The organism is Rhodococcus sp. KRD175 (genome assembly GCF_017168275.1).
GTDB classification, from domain to species: Bacteria; Actinomycetota; Actinomycetes; order Mycobacteriales; family Mycobacteriaceae; genus Rhodococcoides; species Rhodococcoides fascians.
Genome location: NZ_JABFAQ010000004.1, coordinates 565,583 through 591,153, shown reverse-complemented (window position 1 = coordinate 591,153; position 25,571 = coordinate 565,583). Strand labels below are relative to the sequence as shown.

Here is a 25,571-nt window from a genome sequence, read left to right as displayed (position 1 = left end):
GCACGCCATACAGGTCTATCCGTGATGATCGGACCTTACAGTGACAATCGTGGAATCTTGCATCTTCTGTGCCATCGTCGCCGGCGACGCACCTGCCCACCGCGTGTTCGAGAACGAGCACACCGTCGCCTTTCTCGATATTCGACCGATCAGCAGGGGCCACGTTCTGGTGGTTCCGCGCGAGCATTCCGCAGACCTGACCTCCACCGGACCGGAGACAGCTGCCGAGGTTTTCCGCGTCGGGCACACGCTGGCGCGCGCAGTGCGCGAGTCCGACCTCCGCGCCGACGGTGCAAACCTGGTGATCAACGACGGCGTCGCCGCATTCCAGACCGTCTTTCACCTGCATCTACACGTGGTGCCGCGCTGGGACCGCGACCGACTGAAGTTCGCGGCGGGGTTCGTCACCCGTCGCCTGCGTGAACCCGAACGGGTGGCCGAGGCAATTCGATCCGGAATGGCCAGGGTCGCCGGGGAGCAGACCTCGTGAGGTTGTTCTTGTCTTCGTATCGATTCGGCGGCCATTCCGACGAGTTCGCCCGCCTCACCGGCCCGCCCGCCGATCTCGCGGTCATCGCCAATGCGGCCGATGCCTGGCCCGCCACCGCCCGCGAATCCTCGCTCCGCAGCGAGTTCGGACCCCTGCGCGCGTTGGGATACCGGCCGTCGGAGTTGGATCTGCGCGATTTCGCCGGGAGACCGGCCGCATTCGAGCGCGCCCTGGCAGCGTTCGACGCAGTCTGGGTCCGCGGTGGCAACACGTTCGTGTTGCGCGCTCAGATGGCTCGTTCCGGTGCGGACGAGGTCATCCGCGGGCGCGTTCGGGCCGACACCATCGCCTACGGCGGGTACAGCGCGGGAGCGTGCGTCGCTGCGCCGTCACTGGCCGGAGTCGAGGATGCCGACGACCCCAACGAGGTACGGCCGATCGCAGGCATCGATCCGGTGTGGAGCGGGCTCGGTCTCGTCGACTTCTCCGTCGTCCCGCATCTCGATTCCGTACTGGACGAGCAGGATTCGGGATGGGCGACGCTGCGCCGTCTGCGACGCGAGGGAATCGAAACTCACGGACTGACCGACAGCCAGGCAATCGTGGTCGACGACTCCGGGACGACAATTCTGGGTGCGTGATCCGTGATCCGTGTGACCCGCGATCAGCCCAGGCGAGCGAGCGGCGCGAGCCGGTCGAGAGACGACCACGCGAGAGAGCAACGGCGAGCAGTCATTTCGTCGGCGTCGAGGACGAGCATGTCGAACAGTCGGCGGGGTGCTGCACGCCACGAGTCGGCGATGGCCACGACGGTCGCGCTCTCGAACATCCCGGATTTCAGCAACGCGTGCACCCACTCGTCGACCTCGCCGCGGTGAATGCGCTCGATGGTGTCGTATTCGACTCCGCCCCCGAGGAATTCGTACGAGAACATCGCCGCCACATAGTTCCAGGAGTCACTTCCGGGATCGATCATCGTGCAGCCTCCTTGTCGACCCGCACCGCATGGGGTGCGAGATGCGCTGCGCTGGACGCTAGCGCTGCGAACTACAACATTGCGTGTCGACGACGCATCGATCTGGTAACGCCTGGGGCTGGTGTTACTGATGCGACTCGGACAATCCCAGCGGCGTCCTCGTTCACGCCCCACTGCGAGTCGTGACAGACTCGAGTGGCGACGGTCACATGTACGACGTGAGGAGAACCGGATGTCGCTGACTACCGATGCAGATGCCCACCTGAGCGAGCTCGAAGGGCTGCTTCCCGCCGGTGCCGTGGTCACCGACCCCGACATCACCGAGGGATACCGACGCGACTGGGCCAAGGACCCCGACGCGGGTACCCCATTGGCCGTGGTCCGCGCGCAGTCCACCGACGACGTCAGAGCCGTCATGCGGTGGGCCACCGAACACGCGGTGGCGGTCGTCCCGCGCGGGGCCGGCTCGGGTCTGTCCGGTGGTGCCACGGCCGTCGACGGCGGGATAGTGCTCACCACCGAGCTGATGCGCGAGATCACCGTCGATCCGGTGACCCGCATAGCCGTCGTACAACCCGGACTGCTCAACGCCGAAGTCAAGAAAGCAGTCGCCGAACACGGCCTGTGGTACCCACCGGATCCGTCGTCGTTCGAGATGTGCTCCATCGGCGGCAATGCGGCCACCAATGCCGGCGGGCTGTGCTGCGTGAAGTACGGCGTCACCACCGACTACGTTCTCGGACTCGAGGTCGTCCTCGCCGACGGTACTGCCGTCCGACTCGGCGGACCACGCCTGAAAGACGTTGCCGGACTGTCCCTTGCGAAGCTCTTCGTGGGATCCGAGGGCACCCTGGGCATCATCACCGAGATCACTCTTCGATTGATCCCGGCCCAACCTCCGGCCAGCACCGTGGTTGCCTCGTTCGCCTCCGTGCACGATGCGACGACTGCCATTCTGGCCATCACCCGTACCCTGCGGCCGTCGATGCTCGAGTTCATGGACCGTGCGTCCATCGGTGCCGTCGAAGATGCCATGAACATGGGACTCGACCGCGAGGCAGCTGCGATGCTCATCGCTCGGTCCGACTCCCCCGGTGCCGATCGAGGGCGAGAGATCGAGATCATGGCCGCAGCGTGCACCGAGGCCGGTGCCTCGGATGTCTTCACCACCGACGACCCCGACGAGGGTGAGGCTTTCGCTGCCGCACGGCGATTCGCCATTCCGGCGGTCGAACGACTCGGCAGCCTGCTGCTCGAGGATGTCGGTGTTCCGCTCCCTGCCCTCCCGGCTCTCGTCGACGGGATCGCCGAACTGTCGAAGAAATACGACGTGTTGGTTGCCGTCATCGCGCACGCGGGAGACGGCAACACCCACCCGCTGATCGTGTTCGATCCCGAGGACGCCGACATGACCCGTCGCGCCAACGTCGCATTCGGAGCCATCATGGATCTGGCAATTTCGTTGGGCGGCACCATCACCGGCGAACACGGCGTAGGGCGCCTCAAGAAGGCCTGGCTGCCCGATCAAGTCGGCGAAGACGTCATGGAACTGACCCGGCGAATCAAGACCGCTCTCGATCCGGCCGGAATCCTCAACCCCGGTGCTGTGCTCTGATCAGAGCGGCTGACGCCGCACGTGCACGCAGTGTTTTCGGGTCGTTCCGCAGGCTCCACTCCTGCCTCGTAGCAGGGGTCGAGTTTCCGCGCACGACCCCGAGTCAGACGGTGAACCCGTCCGCCACCGTCAATACCTCGTCGAGGATTTCCAGTCCCTGACGAATCTCGTCCTCGGTCGTCGTCAGTGGCGGTGCGATCTGCAGACGGTTGCCTGCGACGAAGGGCCACAGACCCCGTGACTTCGCCGCGGCGGTGACGGTGCCCATCGCCGCCGCATCCTTGCCCGACGCGGCGAAGGGCACCAGCGGCTCCCGCGTCGTGCCGTCCTTGACCAGCTCGACGGCCCAGAAGAATCCCTTGCCGCGCACCTCGCCCACGCTGGGATGAGATTCGGCCAGCTTGGACAGGCCCGCACCGAGTACGTCCTCGCCGACGTGACGCACGTGCGGAAGGATCTTGTCGCGCTCGAACACTCCGATGGATGCCACACCCGCGGCACACCCGAGGACGTGACCGGAGTAGGTCAAGCCGCCCGGATACGGCTTGTGGTCGAACTGCGAGGCGATCTTCTCCGAGATCACGACCCCGCCGAGGGGCACGTATCCGGAGTTGACGCCCTTGGCGAAGGTGATCAGATCCGGTGTCACATCCCAGGCCTGGCACGCGAACCATTCGCCGATTCGCCCGAACCCGACCATCACTTCGTCGGCGATGTAGACGATCCCGTACTTGTCGCACAGTGCCCGAACGCCGGCCAGATATCCGGGCGGCGGGATCAGCACACCGTTGGTACCGATGACCGATTCCAGGATCAGTCCGGCGATGTTCTGCGCGCCTTCGAGCACGATGACCTGTTCGAGGTGTGCCAGCGCTGCCGCTGTCTCGTCCTCGGGAGTCGTTGTGCCCCAGGGCGACCGGTACGGGTACGGCCCGAAGAAGCGTACGACGTCGACGTTGGTCGGCTCGGTACCCCATCGCCGCGGCTCGCCGGTGAGACCGATAGCGACTCCGGTTCCGCCGTGGTACGAGCGGTATGCGGCAAGCATCTTCGTGCGTCCGGTGTGCTGGCGCGCCAGCCTCACCGCATGCTCGACGGCTTCGGCACCGCCCGTCGTGAAGAACACCCGGTTCAGATCACCCGGAGCGCGTTCGGCGATCAGAGCAGCGAGTTCACTGCGCTTGTTGTTGGCCACGGTCGGAGAGATGGTCGTCAGAACCTGGGCTTGTTCGACGATGGCGGCCACCACGTCGGGGTGTTGATGCCCGAGATTGACGTTGACCAACTGGGACGAGAAGTCCAGGTACCGATTGCCCTTGTCGTCCCAGAACCACGACCCCTCGGCACCCTCGACGGTGATCGGGTTCAGTTCGGCCTGCGCCGACCAGGAGTAGAACACGTGATCCATCTACTTGCCGCCTTCCTCCAGTGTGACCTCCATCGGAGCGTACGACTCTCCGGTGACGTCCACACCGTCGGCCTTCAACAAATCAAGCGCCTCCGTGACGTACTCGTTGGTGTACGCCTCCGCGTCGGGATCGGCGGTGAGCACCGTCGAACCCTCGGCGTTCTTCGTGGTCTTCGCGATGTCCACGGTTTGCTGCCAGGCGGCCTCGTCGATCATCCCGATGCCGTTACCCGACGGCCAGATCAATTTGTTGACTTCGTTGACCTGCCAGAGCTGATGGCTCGCGCCGAGTGTGGACCCCGCAGCGACGGTGATGTCGCGGCACTTCTCGACGTTGTCTCGGCAGAAGATCCAGCCCTTCATTGATGCCGCCAGGAATTTGACGGTCTGATCCTGGTACGCCTCGTCGGAAAGCTTGTCGGTATTGGCCCAGATTGCGTCCTGCAGCATCGCGACACCGTCGTCGTTCCAGTTCAGCGACGTGAAATCATCTGCGGTGTAGAGCGCACCCGTTGCGGGGTTCACGGTTTCGAGCAGCTGCGCGTACTCGTTGTACGACATCGCTTGTGCCGCAGCGATATCGCCGGACAACAGACCGTTCATGTCGAACTGCTGCTGCACCAGCGTCACGTCGGACGGACTCACGCCCGCCTTGGTCATGCCTGCGAACAACTCGAATTCGTTGCCGTAGCCCCAGTTTCCGACGGTCTTGCCGCGAAGGTCGGCGGGTGACGCGATGTTCTGATCCTGGAACGAGACCTGCAAGGTGCCCGACTTCTGATAGATCTGCGCCACGTCGGTGATGCCGGCCCCTGCCTCGCGCGACGCGAGCGCTTTCGGCACCCACGCGACGGCGTAATCGGCCTGCCCCTGCGCCAGCACGGTCTGCGGAACGATATCCGTTCCGCCGTCGAGGATCTCGACGTTCAGGCCCTGCTCGGCGTAGAAACCCTGATCGACGGCCGCGAGGTAGCCCGCGAACTGACCCTGCTTGAACCACTGCAATTGCAGCTTGATCGTGGTGCTTCCGTCGGCACCGGTATCGGTGTCGGTCGTGGTGGTGCTGCAGGCCGAGGCAACCACAGCCAGCGCCATGGCGACGACGACAAGGGGTCGGGGGATTCGAGTGATCTTCACGTTCGACTTCTCCTAGGTACGACGCCGGGACACGAGCTTCTCCAGCAACAGGACAACCAGAAAGAACAGCAACCCGACTGCAATGGCACCCATTACGTAGGCCCACGCCCGGGGATAGGCCGTATTCGCCGCGGCGGACGTGATCCGCGACCCCAAACCGTTCTGCAATCCACCGAAGTACTCGCAGATGATGGCAGCAATGACAGCATTCGGAGCAGCAACCCGCAACCCGGTGAAGATGTGTGGCACCGCGGACGGGAGACGAACGATCCGCGTGAACTGCCAGCCGCCGACCGCGTACGACGTCATCAAGTCGTGGTGTACCGGCGATACCTGACGCAGTCCTTTTGCGGCACTGACGAATACCGGAAAGAACACGACGATGGTCACCACGAGGCGGCGCGGTAGATCGGTCGTCGAGGAGAACATCGAGTTGAACACCGGAGCGAGGGCCACGATGGGAACCGCTGCCGCACCCGCCGCCAACGGGGTCAGGAGCTCATCGACGATCCGCAGGCGAACGGCCACCACCGCTGCGAGAAGACCGAGAACAGATCCTGCGACCAGTCCGATCAGAGCATTGGTTCCGGTTGCCACACTTGCCGATCCGATGTTCGCGGCGTTGCGCGCGAACTGTTCGGCAATCGCACTGGGTGACGGCAGCAGGAACGACGGTACCCCGGCGGCGACGGTCAGCAGCTGCCACAATCCGAGCACGACAACGCCGAACACCACCGGCGGAAGCCAGAGTTTCATCGGAGATCCGCACCGCGGATCATGCGCCCGTGCAGCGCATCCCGAACCGAGGTGATGGCGGCGAAGAATTCCGTCGATTGACGCGGGTCCCCGTCGGAGCCGAAGGTGTCGATCCTGAGTGTGTCCACGATCCTCCCCGGCCGGGGAGACATCACGACCACTCGATCGGACAGATACACCGCTTCGGGAATGGAGTGGGTCACGAACACCACTGCTGCGCTCGACTCCTCGGCTATGCGCAACAAGTCGTTCTGCATCTTCTCGCGTGTCATCTCGTCGAGTGCGCCGAACGGTTCGTCCATCAGCAACAGTCCCGGTGTTCGGGCCAGTGCACGAGCGATCGCGACGCGTTGCTGCATGCCCCCGGACAACTGGCTGGGAAAGCTGTCGGCGAAATCGGTGAGTCCCACGAGGTCGAGCAGTTCACGTACCCGTTCGGCCCGTTCTCGTTTGGACACCTTGTGCAGCTCGAGCGGCAGTGCAACGTTCGACTGCACCGTTCTCCACTCGAGCAGTCCTGCCTGTTGAAATGCGATGCCGTACTTCTGTTCGACGCGAGCTTGCCGCGCCGTCAGACCGAACACCGACACCGCACCGGAGGTGGGTTGCTCGAGATCTGCGATGACGCGAAGCAGCGTCGACTTGCCGCAGCCGGAAGGTCCGATCAGGGAGACGAATTCGCCGGGAGCGATGGACAGCGACACATTCTCCAGCGCCGTCACTCCCCCGTCGAACGTCTTACCGACGCTCTCGACGTGGACGGCATACACGGTCATGAATCCGCCCTTCGTGCAGGAGTACGGCCTGCGTATCGACCGAGCGCGATATCGAGCAGGGCCACCAATCCGGTGACCACGAGTCCGAGCACCGCTGCACCCAGGACAGCTGCGTACAGACGAGACGCATCGCCCGTCGCCTGTTGCGAAAACACGATGATCTGCCTGCCGATACCGCCGGTGGTTCCGGTCGAGATCTCGGCAACGACTGCACCGATCACAGCGGCAGCAGCAGCCAGCCGCAGAGACGGTATCAGGTGCGGCACCGAGGCCGGGAGCCGTAGCCGCAGAAGAGTGGTCCACCATCCGGCTGCGTAACTGTGCATCAGATCCAGGGACGCCCGGTCGGGTGCACGTAGCCCGCGCAACATCCCTACCGCCACCGGGAAGAACGCGAGATACGACGCGATGACGGTGATGCTCATCCACGGCTGCCAGGCATACCCGCCGATGGCGATCTTCCCGCCCCAGCCGGCGACGAGCGGTGCCAGCGCAATCAGCGGCACCGTCTGCGAGACGATCACGTAGGGCAAGACGGACCGCTCCACCCACACGAATCGTTGCATCGCGACAGCCAGCACCAGTCCGACGACGGCACCCAGCGCGAACCCGAGTACCGCGAGCCCGAACGTGAACAGTCCGCTGGACACGATCGCAGCGCCGACACTGCGCGCCCCGGCGACGTTCACTTCCGGCTCGGTCAGCGCCGCCAATACCGACCACACATGCGGCAGAGCGCCGTCGTCGGTGCGCGGCAACACCCGCACGCCACCGACACTGACGCCGTTTTCGGGGACCAGCAATTTCACCAGCTCCCACAACACCAGCAACAGCACGACCGCCGCTACTGCCATGGCCGGACGACGAAGCCCTCGCGCCGAGCGGGCAGGACTCGGTGTCACCACCGCCGCCTGATCGAGAACACCCGTCACGACGTAGCCGTCACAGATGTGCGAATCTGCGGAATGATGCTCTCTCCGTACGCTTCCAGCGTCGCCGCTTTGGCATCGTGCTGGAGGTAGACCGAGAACTGGTCGACGCCGAGTGTCTCCAGCTCTTTCAGCTTGGCGATGTGATCGGCCGGGGTGCCCAGTAGGCAGAACCTGTCGATCACCTCGTCCGGAACGAATTCTGCGTGCGAGTTTCCGGCTCGACCGTGCTCGTTGTAGTCGTACCCTTTGCGCGCCGCGATGTAGTCGGTGAGTGCCTGCGGAACACCGCCGCCGTCACCGCCGTAGCGTGCGACGATATCGGCGACGTGATTGCCGACCATCCCACCGAACCAACGACATTGATCGCGGGCATGTTCGAGCCCGGCCTCGGTACCGTCGGTGACGTAGGCGGGAGCTGCCACGCAGATCGAGATCGAATCCGGATCTCGGCCCGCCTGCTCGGCCGCAGCACGCACTCGGCCGATCGTCCACGCAGCAATATCCGGATCTGCCAATTGCAGAATGAATCCGTCCGCTACCTGCCCGGTGAGCTCGAGGGCTTTCGGTCCGTACGCCGCGACCCACACCTCCAGCGTCGAATGCTCCGCCCACGGGAACTGCACCGTCGTCTCACCCACCCGGGCGCTGCGCCCGTTGGCCAGATTTCGGATCACCTCGATCGAGTCTCGAAGCGAGGCAAGCGTTGTCGGCTTCCCTCCGAGAGCGCGCACCGCGGAATCACCCCGACCGATGCCGCAGACGGTTCGATTGCCGAACATGTCGTTGAGTGTCGCGAACGTCGACGCCGTTACGGTCCAATCGCGGGTAGCCGGATTGGTGACCATCGGACCCACGGTCACACGCCTGGTCGCGGCCAGAATCTGACTGTAGATGACGTACGGTTCCTGCCACAGCAGATGCGAATCGAACGTCCATACGTGTGAAAACCCATGTGTCTCGGCCTGTCTGGCCAGATCGATCACCCGCGACGCCGGCGGATTGCACTGCAGCACCACCCCGATGTCCATGGCTCAGATCAGATTCTGTGACAGGTCGCGGCGAACGAAGCGGCCGTGTCCCGCAGTGCCGGAATAGGATCCACTGTCGACGATGATTCGCCCGCGAGAGATCACGGTGTCCACGTGGCCCTCGATCTCGAAACCCTCGTACGCGGAGTAGTCCATGTTCATGTGATGGGTCTTCTCGACACCGATGCTGGTGTGCCCGTTCGGATCGTAGATCACGATGTCGGCATCGGCTCCGGGGCTGATGACGCCCTTTTTCGGGTACATGCCGAACATCCGGGCCGGGGTGGTGCAACAGACGTCCACCCACTTCTCGAGGGTGATCTTCCCGCTCTTCACACCCTGGAACATCAAATCGATCCGATGCTCCACCGACCCGATTCCGTTGGGAATCTTGGAGAAATCGCCGACACCCATCTCCTTCTGGTCCTTCATGCAGAACGGGCAGTGGTCGGTACTGACGGTTGCCACGTCACCGGTGCGCAGGTAGCGCCACAGTTCGTCCTGGTGCCCCTCGGCCCGCGACCGCAGAGGCGTCGAGCAGACCCACTTGGCCCCCTCGAAACCCGGCGCACCGAGTTGTTCTTCCAGCGAGAGATAGAGATACTGCGGACACGTCTCGGCAAATACGTTCTGCCCGTTGCCCCGAGCCTGCGCAATCTGTTCGAGAGCCTGCTTCGCCGATACGTGCACGACGTACAGCGGCGCGCCGGTGACGTCGGCCAGCATGATGGCTCGGTGCGTCGCCTCTTCCTCCAGCTGCCACGGCCGCGACGTGCCGTGGAAGTACGGCGCCGTGTCTCCGCGGGCGATCGACTGCGCCACGAGGACGTCGATGGCAATGCCGTTCTCCGCGTGCATCATCAGCAGTGCACCCGTTTCGGCCGCAGACTGCATGGCGCGCAATATCTTGCCGTCGTCGGAGTAGAACACGCCCGGGTATGCCATGAAGAGCTTGAAGCTGGTGACACCCTCGGAGACCAACTCGCTCATCGCTTTCAGGGAATCGTCGGTGACGTCGCCGATGATCTGATGAAACCCGTAGTCGACGGCGCACTTCCCCGCCGCTTTCTCGTGCCACTGCGCCAGAGTGTCCTGTACGCGCTGGCCGGGAGTCTGGATCGCGAAGTCCACGATGGTGGTCGTACCACCCCAGGCCGCTGCGCGCGTTCCGGTTTCGAAGGTATCGGAGGCGAACGTGCCACCGAACGGCATCTCCATGTGCGTGTGTCCGTCCACGCCGCCCGGAATCACGTACTTCCCGGTGGCATCGATGACGACGTCCGCCGATGTCCTCAGATCTGCGGCAAAGGACACCGAGCCGGGTGCCAGCACTGCGACGATGGTCTCACCGTCGATGAGCACATCCAGTTCCTGTGCGCCGGTGGTGGATACGACAGTGCCGCCGTGCACGAAGGTGGTGGCCATCAGGGTTGCACCAGTGGGCCGTAGGCGTCGGGTCTACGGTCGCGGTAGAACGCCCATCGGTCGCGAACCACTTTGATCAGGTCCATGTCCAGGTCCCGAACGACGATCTCGGACTCCGAATCCGACGCCACCTCGCCGACGAATTTGCCCTCGGGATCGACGAAATAGCTGGTGCCGTAGAAATCGTCGTCGCCGTACTCGGATTCGATTCCGACGCGGTTGATCGCACCGACGTAGTACTCGTTCGCGACGGCCGAGGCCGGCTGCTCGAGTTTCCACAGATAATTCGACAGACCCCGTGAGGTTGCCGAGGGATTGAAGACGATCTCGGCACCGGCAAGTCCGAGAGCACGCCAGCCTTCGGGAAAATGCCGGTCGTAACAGATGTAGACGCCGATGCGGCCGACGGCGGTATCGAACACCGGCCACCCCAGGTTGCCGGGACGGAAATAGAACTTCTCCCAGAATCCGTTGACGTGGGGAATGTGATGCTTGCGGTATTTACCGAGATACGTGCCGTCGGCGTCGACCACAGCAGCGGTGTTGTAGAGCAACCCGGGCTGCTCCTGCTCGTAGACGGGCAGGATCATGACGATCCCGAGCTCTTTCGCCAACGCCGCGAACCGGTCGACCGTCGGGCCCGGTACGGATTCGGCGTACTCGTAGAATTTCGCATCCTGAAGCTGGCAGAAGTACGGACCGTAGAAAAGCTCCTGAAAGCAGACAACTTTCGCGCCCTGCTCGGCGGCTGACCGAGCGAACCCCTCGTGTGCCTCGATCATCGATTCTTTGTCACCGGTCCACGTGCTCTGGACCAACGCAGCTCGAACTGTGGACATCATCGGCACTCCATCTCTCGCTGGCTTGCACCCTCAAGGTATTTTGCGCCGTGTTACGGGATCGTTCGTCCGGTTTCGTATGTATTAATCGTGCACAGTTCTCGGCGAACTCACGAGTTCGAGTTGGGCAACAACGCGCGGACGGCATCGATGGTGTCCGCGGTGGCAAGGTTCTTGTCCGGTCGGTATCGCAACACTCGGGCGAAACGCAGCGCCACCCCGCCCGGATAGCGCGAGCTGACCTGCACTCCGTCGAGTTCGATTTCGACTATCAACTCGGGCCGCAGGTACACGGTGTGCTGATCTCGCTCGCGTTCGTGCTTCGGGAATTCCTCCGTCTGCCACTGCAGCAGCACATCGGTCAGGCCTTTGAACGTCTTGCCGACCATGATCGGTTCACCGCCGTCGGGATCGCGGGCCCCCAGATGCAGGTTGGACAGAAAGCCCGTCCGTCGGCCGTATCCCCACTCCGCGCCGAGAACAACGAGATCGAGAGTGTGTTCGGGTTTGACCTTCTGCCAACTCTTTCCGCGCCGGCCTGCCGCATACGGGGCGCTCAGGGCCTTGAGCATGACTCCCTCGTGCCCGGCATCGAGCGCAGCATCGAAGTGGGCAGCCGCCCCGTCGGCGTCGGGCCGTACGGCACTCGGAATCCGATGGCCCGGTGCCACCTTGTCGAGCGCTGCGAGACGCTCTTCGAGTGGAGCGTCGAGCAGATCGACGCCGTCGAGATGCAGACAGTCGAAGAAATAGGGCTGCAGCAGCAACTCGTGCGCGCTCTCGGCACCGAACCGGCTCATCGTCTCCTGGAACGGACGCGGTCTGCCGCTGTCGTCCAGTGCGAGTGTTTCGCCATCGAGGACCACCGACTCGCAGGGAAGTGCACGGACCAGTTCCACCAGCTCGGGCACACCGGCGGTGATATCGCGCAGGGTGCGCGTGTAGATGCTCACGTCGGATCCCGAGCGATGCACCTGAATTCGGGCACCGTCCAGCTTGTACTCGACCGTCACGTCCCCCGCCAGCTGCTCCCAGGCACCCCGAAGAGACTCCGCCGGCGACGCCAGCATCGGGCGAACCGGCCGACCGACTTCGAGTCGAAAGGCGTTCAATGCCTCGACACCACCGGTCATGGCGGCGACGGCAGTGGCAGACAATCGACCGGACAGCATGAACGCCCGCCGCACCGACGCCTGCGGCAGAGCTGTGGCAGCCGCGACAGCGTCGACCATGATGCCCTCGAGCGCACCTTGCCTCAGCTCGCCCGTGACCAACCTGATGACGAACGCACGCTCGTCGGCCGTGGTCCGCGAGAACAAGTCAAGCAGCAGGGCCGAACGTCGCGCAGCCGAACCAGCGCCCGACGTCGCCGCCACCTCGGACAACTTCTCGTCCACCTCGGCAACGGTCAGCGTCGACACCGATGCGGACGGGACATCCAGATCTGCGAGTGTGCGCCAGCCGACCCCGATCCGTCCCTGCGGCAATTCGCCCGACAACCACGACACCGCCGGTTCGATGTCACCCGCCTGTGCCTCGGACAGCACAGCACCGAGCTCCTCGATCTTGACCTTGCGCGAACGGGTCGCGGCCACGGCCCGAGAGGTTTCGACAATCCTGGACATCAGCACTCATCGAACATAACCGCACCCACCGACTGGCCTACCCAACCGGGTCATTCCGCAGGCTCCACTCCTGCCTGACATTCAATTGTTACCGCTGTGACTCCAGCGGCCGGTGTTCTTGCTGTTACGTTCGATGCATGCCTGTGACGTCCCGAGCAGGAGTGAAGCCTGCGGAACGACCCGGCGGCGGGCCGGCGACGGGTCAGCTGAATCCCACCACCCGGTCGCCCCAGGCAGCGCGCATGTCTCCGTCGGGATCGTCGACGAGCGTGTCGGACGTATCGATCACCAGAGTCCATCGATTCTTCTCGGTGTACGGGGCCCAGTGCTTGGACGCATCCAGCGCGGCCGGTACTCCGTACCGCGCGAAGGCCAGCCACCGCCGCTGCATCCGGGCCGACACCGCCATCGCCGGTTTCCGACCCCCCAGCCAGAAGGTGGGATCTCGGTTGAGAGTTCCGAAATTGCCGAACACGTACGGCAGTTCGGTCGCGTGGCCGGCCCCTACTCGCGCGGCCTTGAGCATCGGCGTCGCGTGATCGAAACGGTACATCCAGGTCGGCGAATGCCTACTGTGCCCGTCGGCGATCCACAGACTCGGCATGACGAAGCCTGCGTCACGCGAGATGGCCTGAGCCCCAGCAGGTTTGTTCCTGTCCGGGTAGGCGGCCATGATTTCTGCGATGCGCGAGGCGGGCATGTCCGCGTGATCGTGCGCGATGGCCCGGAACATCTCCGAGACGGTGTCGGATGTGATCGGCATCAACGGGGACTTCATGAACCGGAAGATCGAGGGCTCGTCGTGATTGGTGCCGATGATCAACGGAATTCTGTGCGACAGACCTTTCTGGAAGGCCGCGACCGGATAGCGGGGCACGATGTCTCCGTCGACGACGGGCGAAAGCCCCAGTGTCCCAGGCACTGTGGTCGGAATCTCGTAGCAGAGGGTGTCCCCCGCGGTGACCAGTCTGCTGAAGTGCATCTCGAGCAACTCGCCGACGTCCTCGCGGTCGACCCCCACGAGCTCGAGGAACCGGGCGGCCACCGCAGCGCCGCGTTCGGGACCGTACACGGACGTGGCCGGGGCACTTTGCACGATCGCTCGATGGAAGAGCCCCTCGGCCTTGGGCGAGGTCATCAGAGTGGTGACCGACGCGCCCCCGGAGGACTCGCCGAAGACGGTGATCTCGTCGGGGTCCCCACCGAAGGCGGAGATGCACTCCCGGACCCAGTGCAGCGCCGCAATCTGGTCGCGCAAGCCGAGATTGGTCTCGAAGACGTGTTCGTCGGTGGAGAAGGACGACAGATCGAGAAAGCCGAATGCGCCGAGACGAAAGTTGATCGAGACCACGACCACGTCGCCGTTCTCGCTCAGATGTCGCCCGTCGTACACCTGTTGCGCGGACGAACCGAGCGAATACGCGCCGCCGTGGATCCACACCAGCACCGGACGCAGTTCGCCGTCCGGCCGTGGTGCCCACACGTTGAGCGACAGGCAATCCTCGGAGATCGACAACGACGGATCGATTGGGACCGGGCTGTCGCGGCCCTGCGGTGCCATCGCACCGAAGTGCAGACCGTCGAGCACGCCGTTCCACGGCTGCAGGGGACGCGGTGCTCGAAACCGCAACTCACCCACCGGCGGCGTCGCGTACGGAATACCCCTCCAGGCGACTGTCGGCGATGCGTCGGCCGCAACCGGGTAGCCGAGAACGTCGCCGTACGGCGTGCTCACACGCACGGTGGAGTCGGACGTGGTGTCGTCCATCGCACCTCCCTTCGGGTCGTTGCTCAACGTACCAACTCCATCCCCGACGCCGGCCCGCTCGAAACCCCCGGCAGCGCTCCCATCGAACCGAGGAACGAGTCATGAAGAGAATTGGATCCGCCCTGGCGGCGGTCGTCGGAGTGTGTCTGTTGTCCGCCTGCGGTTCGAGCGGCGGAGGTGACGGACCCATGGCGACGGTCATCACCGACCGCCCCCAGCCGATCACCGCGGTTCCGACCACCGACCGTGGCCTGCCGTCGAGCAGTGTGCCTGCCACGCCGTCCTCCACGACACCGTCCTCCACGACACCGTCCAGCACCACGAAGACCACGCCGAATGCGGGTGCCCAGCAAGCGAACCCGACGCAATACGCGGGCAAGGCTCCGGGCTGGTACTACTTCACGAGCCCCAGCGGCAAGTTCGAGTGCGGTATAGCCGTACAAGAGACGTCGATCGCCGGTTGCCACGGCTCGCTGCCCGACTCGGCCCCCGAGGTGACCGACAGTGCATCCTCCGACCGGGTGAAACCCAATTCCGTGCAGATCATCGCCGGCTCCCCGGCGAAGTTCGAGAGCCTGGGCGATCCCAAGTTCCACCGATTCGACGGACCCGCGGCGGCACTCCCGTACGGCGAAGAACTCACCGTCGCGGGTAGCGGATCCACCAACGGGCTTCGATGCAGCGTCGACGAGCAGACCGGAGTCACCTGCACCGATCAGGTCGGCCACGGATTCACCGTCTCGGACGACGATTTCGACCTTCGCTGACGGCGTCGTTCGCGCGGCGAAAGACCAGGCGTAATGTCCCAGGACGGTACGACAATCCCTGCCGTACGGTCTCCCCAGCGGCCGGCGCCCGCGCGCGGCCAGAAGGTGCATCACACATGAATCAGACCTCGGACCGTCACACAGCGAAGGTCATCGGCGTCAGCGTCGCCGCCGCTGTAGGCGGCTTCCTGTTCGGCTTCGACAGTTCGGTCATCAACGGAGCTGTCGATTCGATCGAAGACCACTTCTCTCTCGGCTCGTTCACCACCGGCTTCGTGGTTGCGATCGCCCTGATCGGCTGCGCGATCGGTGCCTGGTTCGCCGGTAGCCTCGCCGATCGCTGGGGCCGCAAGAAGGTGATGCTGCTCGGCTCGGCTCTGTTCGTCATTTCCTCGGTCGGCTCCGGGCTCGCGTTCAGCGTTCCCGATCTCATGCTCTGGCGTGTGCTCGGCGGTCTCGGCATCGGTATCGCGTCGGTCATCGCACCGGCCTACATCGCCGAAATCGCGCCCGCCAAATGGCGTGGCGCGCTGGCCTCGCTGCAGCAATTGGCGATCACCATCGGTATCTTCGCTGCCCTGCTGTCCGACGCCCTTCTCGCAGGTGCGGCCGACGGAGCCTCCAACGACCTGTGGTTCGGTGTCGAAGCGTGGCGCTGGATGTTCCTCGTCGGTGTGGTCCCCGCTCTGGTCTACGGAATCCTGGCTACCCTGATCCCGGAGTCACCCCGCTACCTGGTGGGTCAGCATCTGGACGAGGAAGCCGCCGCGGTTCTGGCGAACATCACCGGCGAGCTGCATCCCGACGAGCGAGTGCACGAGATCAGGCTGACGCTGCGCAAGGAGGCCCGATCGTCGTTCGCCGACATCCGTGGCCCCAAGTTCGGTCTGCAGCCGATCGTCTGGGTGGGCATCACGATGGCCGTCCTGCAGCAGCTGGTCGGCATCAATGCGATCTTCTACTACTCGACGACGCTGTGGCGGTCGGTCGGGTTCACCGAGGACCAGTCGTTCACCACCTCGGTCATCACCGCGGTCATCAACGTGGCCATGACGTTCGTGGCGATTCTGTTCGTCGATCGCATCGGCAGGCGCAAGCTGCTGATGGCGGGGTCCATCGGAATGTTCGTCGGACTCGTCATGGCGTCCGTCGCCTTCTCGCAGGCGACCGGCAGCGGCGACGAGGTCAGTCTGCCGTCGCCGTGGGGTGCGATCGCGTTGGTCGGGGCGAACCTGTTCGTCATCTTCTTCGCATCGACCTGGGGACCGATCATGTGGGTCATGCTCGGCGAGATGTTCCCCAACCGGATGCGTGCCATGGCTCTCGGTATCGGTACGGCTGCGAATTGGATCGCCAACTTCGCTGTCACGCTTGCCTTCCCACCACTGACGTCGTCCGTCGGATTGTGGGTCATCTACGCCGGCTTCGCGCTCTTCGCTGCGCTGTCGTTCCTCTTCGTCAAGTCCAACATCCGTGAGACCAAGGGCATGGAGCTCGAGGACATGCTGGGCTAGACCCAGGCCGAGGTGAAGGGGCAGTAACACCGGCACATCGTGACCGGTGTTACTGTCACTGACGTTCTGACACGGGGTGTGTCCGCCGATGCGGATGCTGAGATCAAACCCGCCGAACCTGATGCAGGTAATACTGACGAAGGGATGTCAAGGCGATGACGCCTGTTGTATCTGCGGACCCGGTCCGCTTCACCACTCGACTCTGGGACGCATCCGCGCACATCAGACGCGCGATCGACGATCTCGAATTTCTCTGCCTACTCGGTGCGGGAACCCTTCCACTCGACGCGTTCCGTCGATATCTGGAACAGGATTCGCTGTATCTCGGTGGCTACGTGAAGTCGCTGTCCCTGCTGGCAGCGCACGCGCCGACACCGGTGGCCGGAGCCTTCTGGGCCGGCGCTGCAGCGAGTGCGATGGACGAGGCCGCCTCGCACGAGGCCATGCTCACCGGAGACGTTCTCCCGCCCTCCGCCGAGACGCCGACGCCTTCACCGGCATGCCTCGGCTACACCTCCTATCTGACGGCCGTCGCCGCGACCGAGCCGTATCCCGTTGCGGCGGCAGCTGTTCTGCCGTGCTTCTGGATCTACGCCGACGTCGGCCGCTCGCTCGCCGGAGCGGCGAAAGCCGTGCTGGCACGCGATCCCGGTCATCCCTACGCACAGTGGGTGGCCAACTACGACGCACCCGAATTCCATGCCATCGTCGATGCCGCCAAGGGCTTCGTCGACGACGCGGCCGACTCTGCGACGGAACTGCAGCGTGAGCAGATGATCGACGCCTTCGTCGTTGCGTCGAGGTACGAATTGATGTTCTGGGACAGCGCATTACACCCCACTCCGTGGCCATCGACCGAGAGCGCGGTGCACGCATGAGAACGTCTCGATCGCTCACGGTGATGGTGGCGACAGTCCTCGCAACCACGGTGATGGCCGGCTGCTCGCAGTCGACGGATTCCGACACCATCCGTTTCGCCCTCGACTGGACTCCCAACACCAATCACACCGGCCTCTACGTCGCCCTTCAGGAGGGCTACTTCGCCGACGCCGGGCTAGATGTGGAAGTACTGCCGTACAACAACACGGCCGCAGACACGCTCGTCGATGCAGGCAACGCCGAATTCGGTATCAGCACCCAGAGTTCGACGGTCTTCGCGAGATCCGCCGGCGCCCGGACCGTGTCCGTCCTCGCACCACTGCAGCACTGGGCCACCGGCATCGGAGTGCGTGCGGATCGGGACGACATCGCGAGCCCACGCGCACTCGACGGCAAGGTCTACGCCGGTTTCGGTGAATCCGGCGAGCAGGCCGGGCTCCGGCAGGTCATCGAAAACGACGGTGGCACAGGCGAATACGAGACCGTCGTACTCGGCACATCGGCCTACGAGGCGGTGTACTCCGGCACTGCGGACTTCACCGTGTCCTACCTCGCATGGGAGGGCATCGAGGCAGAGCACAGCGGAACGCCGATGAAGTACTTCGATTACACCGATTACGGGTTCCCCGACGCCTACGCCATCACCATCAACGGGAACGAGCCGTGGCTGGCTGCGCATCCGGACGAGGCGAAGAAGTTCGTGCAGGCGCTGCAGCGTGGCTACCAACTCGCAGCGGACGATCCGGACAGGGCGGCTCAGGATCTGATCGACGCCAATCCCGGTACGTTCACCGACGAATCGTTGGTGTTCGAGAGTCAGAAGATGCTCGCAGAGAAGTACATGAAGGATTCCGCGGGCGAAGTCGGACGACAGAGCATCGACACGTGGACCGCGTACTCGAAGTTTCTCTACGACAGCGGGGTACTCACCGATCAGAGCGGTGCACCGCTGAGCGCCGAACCGGACTGGTCCACCTATTTCACCGATGACTACCTCGGCGATCGATGAGCCGGTGACCGCCGAGCGAGATACGTTCTCGCTCAGCGGTGTCCGAGCTTCGTTGCGGTGGGCATGGCCCGCGGTGACCGTCGTCGTCCTGTCGATCGCGGTGTGGCAGATCTATGTCGAGGTCAGCGGCATCAGGCCACAGGTACTGCCCTCCCCCGGCCGCGTTCTCACGCAGGGCTGGGCCCAACGCGAGGCGATTGCCGAGAACGCCGCAGCGACACTGCAGGTGACACTCGTCGGGTTCGCGGTCTCGCTCGTGCTGGCCTGGCTGCTCGCCATCGCCGTGGACTTCTCCCCGTGGCTGCGCCGTGCGTTCGTACCCTTGTTTGTCGTCTCGCAGACACTGCCGATCATCGCCATCGCACCGCTGCTCATCATCTGGTTCGGGTTCGGACTGTTACCGAAGATTCTCGTGATCGCACTGGCGACGTTCTTTCCCATGGCCATCGGGCTCATCGAGGGGTTCGCCGCCGCAGATCGCGACGCGCGAGCCCTCCTGGCCACCATGGGGGCCGGCCGCTGGCAGCAGTTCCGCTACGTACGGCTGCCGTCGGCACTTCCTCGATTCTTCACCTCGCTTCGCATCGGCATCACCTACGCCGTCGTCGGTGCGATCTTTGCCGAATACGCAGGAGCCACCGCAGGACTCGGTATCTACATGAGTCAGCAGAAGAATTCGTTCCGTACCGATTTGGTACTTGCAGCCGTTGCCGTCACCGCGGTGATCAGCGTGCTCCTGTTCGTCTCGACGTTCGTGGTCGAACGCGTCGTCGCCCCGTGGGCACGTCAGGGGTCGGCGGGCCACAATGTCTGAACTCGAGCCCACAATGTCTGACGTCGAGCACAGCATCGACATCTCGGCTCTGAGAAAATCGTTCGGCGGAAAACCGGTACTCGACGACGTGTCGTTCGGAGTCCGGCCCGGTGAATTCGTGTCGATCATCGGTCCGAGCGGGTCGGGCAAGAGCACGGTGTTCAACATGCTCGCCGGCCTCGATACACCCGATTCGGGCTCGGTCCGCGTCCCGCCGTGTGCCTACATGCCGCAGAAGGACCTGCTGTTCCCGTGGCGATCGGTGCTCGACAACACCTCGCTCGGCCTCGAAGTACAAGGCGTCGCCAAGAAGGAGGCACGAGCGCGGGCACGCGAGTTGTTCCCGGTGTTCGGTCTCGACGGGTACGAGTCCGCTCGCCCGTCCGAACTGTCCGGTGGCATGCGGCAACGAGCAGCACTGCTGCGCACCGTGGTGCAGGGACGGTCGGTGTTGCTGTTGGACGAGCCCTTCGGGGCATTGGACTCGTTGACCCGTAGTGACATGCAGGCCTGGCTGCAGCAGGTCTGGTCGGAGTTCAGGTGGACGGTGCTGATGATCACCCATGACATCCGCGAGGCGGTCTACCTGTCCGATCGGGTGGTGGTCCTCTCGCCACGACCCGCCCACGTTCGACGGCAGGTCGACGTACCGCTGCCTCGACCCCGGGAGCTCGAGATCGTCACGACGCCGCAGTTCGCCGCCGTCGAGAAGCAGTTGATGGATGTTCTGTCGAGCACGCCGAACCATTGACCGAGTCGATGCAGGGCTCAGTCGACGCAGGGGATGCCGCCGTTGCTGTGCACACCCTGATCCGGGGCGGCCGGTAGATCCTGGGACGGCTCGGGTACGGCTACCTCGAGCGGTGGTGGTGCCGGATCCGACGTCGGATCGAGGGCTGCGGGCGTCGGCTGCGCAGGACCGATCAATCGCGCTGCCTCGGCTCTGATGGCGTCGACGTCGACGAGATTGACGTCCTGACCGTCGACGGTGTCGTAGCCCGTGATCGGCAGCGTGTAGAAGTCGATATCACCCTTCATGACGGCACCGGCTCCCCCGGCCAGGCCGATCGGGTCGAGGCCTGCGTCGATGACGATGTCGTTCTTGGTACCCGCGATCAGCGCACGCAATTCGCTGATGTTCGCCAGCACGCCGGATGCGCTGAGCTTGGCCATCACCCCGGCCACGAACGCCTGCTGCCGCTTGGTTCTGTCGAGGTCACCGTTGTCGAGTCCGTGCCGTTGACGCACGAAGGACAACGCCTGAGTCGCGCTCAATTCCTGCGCACCCGCCGGGAAGTCCGCGCCCGAGTACGTATCGTGCACCGGGTTGTTCAGGCAGACCTGGATCGGGCCGACTGCCGTCGCCACGTCGTAGAACCCCAGAAGATTGACTTCCGCGAAATGATCGATCGGCACATCGAGGAGATCGCGAACGGCCGTCAGCGTCGAGCGGCGCCCCGCCTCGCGTGCTCGACGCTCACGCTCGGCCGCGTCGGTGACACCCTCGTCGAGCAATTGGGTGTCGGCATCGGCCTTGGCGAGCCCGTAGGCCTCCTTGATCTTGCGCTTGCCGTACCCGGGAACGTCGACGTAGTCGTCGCGCGGTATCGACAGCGCTGTCGCTCGTCCACCGCCGGCCGGAAGATGCACCAGCAGAAGCGTATTGGTGTTGTATCCCCCGACGTCGCTGTCACCGGCATGCAGGGTGTCGGTGACGAACGCGGCCGGCAGATCGTTGCCGTCCATGTCCTTACGACTGTCGAGCCCGATCAGCAGAATGTTGGTGTCGGCACCGTTGACATCCGGATCGTTGTTCGCGATACCGTCGAGCGCATCGGAGGTGGTCAGTCCGGTGGTTGCCTCCCGGTACACCGCGAATCCGACGCCACTGACTGCAACGGACGCCACCGCCGCCGTCGCAACGAGCACTCGGCCGATCCGCAGCGCAACAGCGTGGTCGCCGGACGGACGTGCCAACCGGTGGCGTCCTGGTCCACGTTCGATGCCGCTACCAGGGCCGTTCGGTTGCACCCTGACAGGCTACTCGGCTCTCACACGGGCGAGATCGTGCCCAGACGCCGCGCGAGCTCGTCGACGGCCGAGAATGCCGCGTCGAGGCTGGCCCGAGCCTGCGGAATCTTCGGTGCCAGACCGGCAACCCGCTCGGCAAGGGTCAGGTCGATCGGGACGAAATGCACGTCCATGCCCAGTGCGGCACCGAGAACCTGCCGCAGCTGCCCCGTGGTGTGGTCGATCGACGCTGCCTCCGAGCCCGGGGTGTACTCGTTCCCCCGACTGGTGATCACAACCGCAGGCTTGCCGACGAGTGGTGCTGTGTCGCCGTCGAACGGCACCGTGATTCCGGGAACGTGCACGTAGTCGATCCACGCCTTCAGCGTCGACGGGATCGACCAGTTGTACATCGGCGCACCGATCAGTACGACGTCCGCGGAGATCAGTTCCTCGATCAGCTCGACCTGAAGAGCCTCGGCTGCCGCGTCCACGGCCTCGTCGGCAGTCCGCAGGTGCGGTGCCCAATGCAGTGCCGAGGTCGGCAGATGTGGCAATGCATTGACGTGCAGATCACGGCGAATCACCGAATGATCGGTTCCGATGGTGTGCCACGCGTCCGAGAAGTGGGCTGTCACCCGACGGCTGATCGAACGGGACAGGTCGGCAGACGAATCCAGGTGCAACAACTGCGGCACTGAAACACTCCTCGGATGGTGGGTGTCCCGAGCCTAGGCGAACCGGACGCTCCTATCCTGGTCGGATGGACTTCCGATTCGTCACCCGCGCGCTGAGTTCGCGCTCCGCCGCACGAATCACGACGGCACTGCACGAGAACACGGACACGGACGTCGATGTCCGTCTCGGCGGAGTGTCGGTGGACCTGGACGACCCCGCGCGCGCTGCGGTGCTCGAACTGCTCACCCAGCTGGCCACCGCCAGGGCTGTGGCCATCGGAACCGTCGAAGAACTGCTGACGACCTCGCAAGCGGCAGAGGTACTCGGTGTCTCCGACACCTACGTCCGGCGCTTGGCAGACGCCGGAGACCTACCGATCGAAATGCGAGGCACCCACCGACGCTTCCGGCTGGAAGACCTTCTGCGACACCGTGATCGATTTCGCTGACGGGCTGCGGCGGCCGATCAGCCGGCCTCGCGCTCGAACTGCTCGGACTGCAATGTCATGAGGTCACGAAACGCGTGGCCGGCTGCACGCCACAGCTGTTCCGCATCGATGTAGTCCACGCCGCGAAGGTCGACGTCTCCCAGATACGCCCCGACGTCGACCGACAGCATCCCGATCACCGACGACACCTCTGCATCCAGGTATGTCACCCGCGTGTTCTGAAGTTCTCGAAACTGCGTCGAGAAGAATTCCGCCGGAATTCTCCGGTCGACGAACTGTGCGATGAGAAAAAGGAAGCGGGACGAATGAGCGGATGCCGCTCGGTATGACTGCTCCATGGTGAATACCTCTCCCCACGGTCGACAGCACCCCTCGCACTGTCGACCGTCGAGCTCGCTGAGACCCGAAACCCGATGCACAGACGAACTCTCGAGCATCGATTCGACCCAGCGATTGAAACAGGGAGCTCGTCGTACAAGCGCCAGGTTAATCAGACACTTCGACGGTTTCCGCACGTTGCGCGAAGTTGGTGAAAGCTCACAAAATCATGGCGTTCACCTGCTAGTTCTTACTGAAAGGAACCGAGAGGGGCGCGATCGGGAGTGTCCAACTGCCAGAACTGCCAGCCGTCCCGCTCCTCGACATCTCCACTGATATGCGTGGCGACGGCACTGGCGGCGACGGACGGGTTGTCGAACCGTCGACCCTCCATCGGCCCGGCCGTGATTTCCAGGCGCTGAGTGTGCGGGTCGAATCGCCCGCTGAGCCGGTATCCCTCGCAATCGGCCACCACCCGTACCCGGTTGTCGATCACTTCCTCTTCGACGACGACCTTGGACTTCCGCGTTGCTTTGACCCTGGGCGTGCGAACCCACGTCTGCTCGGGTCCGACGTCGACGGACGTGTCCAGGGTGGCGCTCAGTCCCAGCAGTTCCCAGCGCTCACTGCCGTGAGCCACCCTGTCGACTGCAATGGCGTGATGCCCGGTTCGCGTCCGCAGCGGCGAATCCTGTACCCACAGATCCACTTCTCCACGAATATCCGACGCCATCTCCTCGGAGGACACCATGTAGAACCGCGGTTCCTCGGTTGCCAGGTCCACGAACACCCAGTACGACGACCCCGTGTCGTCGCTCTCGAGCGACTCGTCCTGTCTGCGGGCCTTCCAGTCGCCCGTCACCTTCGATCGCACCCGCACGATGCACGAGGACTTACCGTCCATCGACCAGACCTGAACGGGATTGCGACGCGAGGTGGTAAGACGCTCCGCGCGTCCACCGCGCTGCGCGACGGTTCTGATGAAAGCCTTGATTCCCCGGTCGGATGTGTCTTCCACGGTTTGCCGCCTTAAGCCTCGAGCGCCCCGTACTTATGAAGAGAGGTGTTGCGACGGGTGGCGCTCGCACGACTCGGTTTCCCTCAGCCTACTGCGTCGATGCGTGCTCGAGTAACTACCGAACGATCGCCGTTCGGCTGCCGGTTACCGTGTAGACATCGAACACTGCCAGGAGGTACCGCAATGCCGGTGACGATCACCCATGACACCGCCGCCCACCGATTCGAGATTCACGTCGACTCAGAGCCGGCCGGGTACTCCGAGTACTTCGAGTCGAACGGCGTCCGAACCTTCCACCACACCGTGACACTGCCTCGGTTCCGCGGCCGAGGGCTGGCCGCCGCGCTCACCGAATACGCCCTCGACGACACCAGCACGCAGGGCCTCCAAGTGGTCCCTGCGTGCTGGTTCGTGCGCGACTTCATCGACGCAGCCGGCGATCGATATTCACATCTGGTCAAACGATGACCGGTCAGCGATTTGCCGAGACGAATCCGGACCCGATACCGGATTCAGAACTGTCACCGTTTCCGGGTGTTCCCTCGTCGTTCCCAGTGGTTTTCCCGACCGATTCCTGAACGGGTTCGATTCGTTCTTGTGCCGCAACGCTTTCCGCAGCCCGCTCGGCTGCTACGCGACGCCGTTCGTAGTTCTCCACACCCCGGGCAACCCGTTGTCGATGTTCACTCAAGACATGTTCGTAGTACATCTGTTCTCCTACAGAAAGAATGGACGCCTCACACGGAGCACAGCCGTGCGGCGCAAAATAGTCGACGCGTCGTTGTCGAGGCTCATCGGCCTCGATGCGCGAAAGCTCTACTCAGAGAGCGTGATCGGCAATAGCCGCGGATCGCGTGTAGACGACGTCCCGGCCTGCGAGCTCGAAATTTGCTGCCATTGTCCACCTCCACGATCGATGCGATGTACCCGTACGACGATCATGCACTGCCGAGGCATCGGACTCCACTGATTAAATTCCGCGCTCGAGAATTGTTGTGCAGCTGGACTTTTTAGGGGCGCACTCGAATGAGTGGTGGAGTGTGGCCCGACTACTTCGATTCGATCGGTCGGTAGGCCTTCCCGGTGTACGCGAACGCGCGCGCGTTTGTCAGGTACGCGCAGTCCGGTGTCGCTGTTCTGCGCGCGTGTGGCAAACGCGCTCGCGTGTGCGAACGGGGTGGGGTGGCGTTTCAGCGGCCGACACGGTTGAGGATCACCGATCCCCTTTGTCTGCGCGTTGCGCTCGCGTGTGCGACGGGGGGTGGGTGTTGCGAGTGAACGTCCGGCACTGTCGGAGGCGACGTGGTGCAGGCACCTCAGGTGCTAGGCGAATGCGCGCGC

The 25,571-nt window shown here is 64.0% G+C and carries 26 protein-coding genes and 1 riboswitch; of the genes, 11 read left to right on the top strand and 15 right to left on the bottom strand.

What is annotated here, in order from left to right; all coding sequences use genetic code 11:
- Positions 1-49 precede the first annotated feature (49 nt).
- Positions 50-490 (top strand): HIT family protein, encoded by a 441-nt coding sequence (locus J1M81_RS07285; RefSeq protein ID WP_167327484.1) that lies wholly within the window; start codon positions 50-52, stop codon positions 488-490.
- Positions 487-1,131, top strand: coding sequence for a Type 1 glutamine amidotransferase-like domain-containing protein (locus J1M81_RS07280; protein ID WP_032373994.1), 645 nt, complete (start codon positions 487-489; stop codon positions 1,129-1,131). The genes J1M81_RS07285 and J1M81_RS07280 overlap by 4 nt, the downstream gene beginning before the upstream one ends.
- A 23-nt stretch (positions 1,132-1,154) precedes the next feature.
- Here the strand turns inward: J1M81_RS07280 and J1M81_RS07275 are convergent, their stop codons facing one another.
- Positions 1,155-1,466 (bottom strand): hypothetical protein, encoded by a 312-nt coding sequence (locus tag J1M81_RS07275; RefSeq protein WP_032373995.1) that lies wholly within the window; start codon positions 1,464-1,466, stop codon positions 1,155-1,157.
- A gap of 232 nt (positions 1,467-1,698) precedes the next feature.
- On the opposite strand from J1M81_RS07275, the gene J1M81_RS07270 reads away from it, so the two are divergent.
- Entirely contained in the window at positions 1,699-3,081 is a 1,383-nt protein-coding gene (locus J1M81_RS07270) for an FAD-binding oxidoreductase (RefSeq protein WP_206497827.1), read from the top strand.
- Positions 3,082-3,184: 103 nt separating this feature from the next.
- Here J1M81_RS07270 and J1M81_RS07265 read toward each other — a convergent pair whose 3' ends face one another.
- The 10 genes from J1M81_RS07265 to J1M81_RS07220 form a co-directional block, all read right to left on the bottom strand.
- Positions 3,185-4,489, bottom strand: coding sequence for an aspartate aminotransferase family protein (locus J1M81_RS07265; RefSeq protein WP_032373996.1), 1,305 nt, complete (start codon positions 4,487-4,489; stop codon positions 3,185-3,187).
- Positions 4,490-5,626 carry an ABC transporter substrate-binding protein gene (locus J1M81_RS07260; protein WP_155288768.1) on the bottom strand — a complete coding sequence of 379 codons (1,137 nt, stop codon included), beginning with the start codon at positions 5,624-5,626 and terminating at the stop codon, positions 4,490-4,492. It abuts the gene before it with no gap.
- A gap of 12 nt (positions 5,627-5,638) precedes the next feature.
- A complete protein-coding gene (locus tag J1M81_RS07255; protein WP_032385076.1) occupies positions 5,639-6,382 on the bottom strand; it encodes an ABC transporter permease in 744 nt (247 codons plus the stop codon).
- On the bottom strand, positions 6,379-7,158 hold the full coding sequence (locus J1M81_RS07250; RefSeq protein WP_032401258.1) for an ABC transporter ATP-binding protein: 780 nt from the start codon (positions 7,156-7,158) through the stop codon (positions 6,379-6,381). Before J1M81_RS07250 ends, J1M81_RS07255 begins: the two co-directional genes overlap by 4 nt.
- Positions 7,155-8,090 carry an ABC transporter permease gene (locus tag J1M81_RS07245; protein WP_032401257.1) on the bottom strand — a complete coding sequence of 312 codons (936 nt, stop codon included), beginning with the start codon at positions 8,088-8,090 and terminating at the stop codon, positions 7,155-7,157. Before J1M81_RS07245 ends, J1M81_RS07250 begins: the two co-directional genes overlap by 4 nt.
- Positions 8,087-9,118 (bottom strand): TIGR03842 family LLM class F420-dependent oxidoreductase, encoded by a 1,032-nt coding sequence (locus J1M81_RS07240; RefSeq protein WP_206497826.1) that lies wholly within the window; start codon positions 9,116-9,118, stop codon positions 8,087-8,089. The genes J1M81_RS07245 and J1M81_RS07240 overlap by 4 nt, the downstream gene beginning before the upstream one ends.
- Before the next feature lie 3 nt (positions 9,119-9,121).
- A complete protein-coding gene (gene hydA, locus J1M81_RS07235) occupies positions 9,122-10,543 on the bottom strand; it encodes a dihydropyrimidinase (protein WP_206497825.1) in 1,422 nt (473 codons plus the stop codon).
- A complete protein-coding gene (locus tag J1M81_RS07230; RefSeq protein ID WP_197077429.1) occupies positions 10,543-11,382 on the bottom strand; it encodes a nitrilase-related carbon-nitrogen hydrolase in 840 nt (279 codons plus the stop codon). The genes hydA and J1M81_RS07230 overlap by 1 nt, the downstream gene beginning before the upstream one ends.
- 110 nt (positions 11,383-11,492) lie before the next feature.
- Complete coding sequence (locus J1M81_RS07225; protein WP_032374003.1) at positions 11,493-13,013, bottom strand: ATP-dependent DNA ligase; 1,521 nt, start codon at positions 13,011-13,013, stop codon at positions 11,493-11,495.
- Positions 13,014-13,209: 196 nt separating this feature from the next.
- The gene (locus tag J1M81_RS07220) at positions 13,210-14,775 is read right to left on the bottom strand and encodes a carboxylesterase/lipase family protein (protein ID WP_032374014.1); all 1,566 of its coding nucleotides are present in this window, start codon (positions 14,773-14,775) and stop codon (positions 13,210-13,212) included.
- 101 nt (positions 14,776-14,876) lie between these two features.
- On the opposite strand from J1M81_RS07220, the gene J1M81_RS07215 reads away from it, so the two are divergent.
- The 6 genes from J1M81_RS07215 (at position 14,877) to J1M81_RS07190 (ending at position 20,509) form a co-directional block, all read left to right on the top strand.
- A complete protein-coding gene (locus J1M81_RS07215) occupies positions 14,877-15,542 on the top strand; it encodes a hypothetical protein (RefSeq protein ID WP_032401254.1) in 666 nt (221 codons plus the stop codon).
- 116 nt (positions 15,543-15,658) lie between these two features.
- Positions 15,659-17,056: a sugar porter family MFS transporter gene (locus J1M81_RS07210; protein WP_027497956.1), complete on the top strand. Its 1,398-nt coding sequence runs from the start codon at positions 15,659-15,661 to the stop codon at positions 17,054-17,056.
- Between the two features lie 62 nt (positions 17,057-17,118).
- Positions 17,119-17,218: riboswitch (TPP riboswitch) on the top strand.
- Entirely contained in the window at positions 17,212-17,934 is a 723-nt protein-coding gene (locus J1M81_RS07205) for a TenA family protein (protein WP_032374004.1), read from the top strand. It overlaps the preceding riboswitch by 7 nt.
- A 23-nt stretch (positions 17,935-17,957) precedes the next feature.
- Complete coding sequence (locus J1M81_RS07200) at positions 17,958-18,944, top strand: ABC transporter substrate-binding protein (RefSeq protein ID WP_051365412.1); 987 nt, start codon at positions 17,958-17,960, stop codon at positions 18,942-18,944.
- Positions 18,922-19,758, top strand: a complete 837-nt coding sequence (locus J1M81_RS07195; RefSeq protein WP_027497959.1) for an ABC transporter permease — start codon at positions 18,922-18,924, stop codon at positions 19,756-19,758. The genes J1M81_RS07200 and J1M81_RS07195 overlap by 23 nt, the downstream gene beginning before the upstream one ends.
- A 13-nt stretch (positions 19,759-19,771) precedes the next feature.
- Positions 19,772-20,509, top strand: a complete 738-nt coding sequence (locus tag J1M81_RS07190) for an ABC transporter ATP-binding protein (protein ID WP_032374005.1) — start codon at positions 19,772-19,774, stop codon at positions 20,507-20,509.
- A gap of 17 nt (positions 20,510-20,526) precedes the next feature.
- Here the strand turns inward: J1M81_RS07190 and J1M81_RS07185 are convergent, their stop codons facing one another.
- The gene (locus J1M81_RS07185; protein ID WP_241257718.1) at positions 20,527-21,735 is read right to left on the bottom strand and encodes an LCP family protein; all 1,209 of its coding nucleotides are present in this window, start codon (positions 21,733-21,735) and stop codon (positions 20,527-20,529) included.
- A gap of 74 nt (positions 21,736-21,809) precedes the next feature.
- Positions 21,810-22,466, bottom strand: a complete 657-nt coding sequence (locus J1M81_RS07180; protein WP_206497824.1) for an FMN-dependent NADH-azoreductase — start codon at positions 22,464-22,466, stop codon at positions 21,810-21,812.
- Between the two features lie 65 nt (positions 22,467-22,531).
- On the opposite strand from J1M81_RS07180, the gene J1M81_RS07175 reads away from it, so the two are divergent.
- Complete coding sequence (locus tag J1M81_RS07175; protein ID WP_032389982.1) at positions 22,532-22,894, top strand: helix-turn-helix domain-containing protein; 363 nt, start codon at positions 22,532-22,534, stop codon at positions 22,892-22,894.
- A gap of 17 nt (positions 22,895-22,911) precedes the next feature.
- Here the strand turns inward: J1M81_RS07175 and J1M81_RS07170 are convergent, their stop codons facing one another.
- Positions 22,912-23,232: a colicin immunity domain-containing protein gene (locus J1M81_RS07170; protein WP_027497963.1), complete on the bottom strand. Its 321-nt coding sequence runs from the start codon at positions 23,230-23,232 to the stop codon at positions 22,912-22,914.
- Between the two features lie 230 nt (positions 23,233-23,462).
- Positions 23,463-24,230 (bottom strand): hypothetical protein, encoded by a 768-nt coding sequence (locus tag J1M81_RS07165; RefSeq protein ID WP_032365542.1) that lies wholly within the window; start codon positions 24,228-24,230, stop codon positions 23,463-23,465.
- Positions 24,231-24,413: 183 nt separating this feature from the next.
- Between J1M81_RS07165 and J1M81_RS07160 the strand changes: the two genes are divergently transcribed.
- Complete coding sequence (locus J1M81_RS07160; RefSeq protein WP_027497965.1) at positions 24,414-24,698, top strand: GNAT family N-acetyltransferase; 285 nt, start codon at positions 24,414-24,416, stop codon at positions 24,696-24,698.
- The last annotated feature ends 873 nt before the right edge of the window (positions 24,699-25,571 follow it).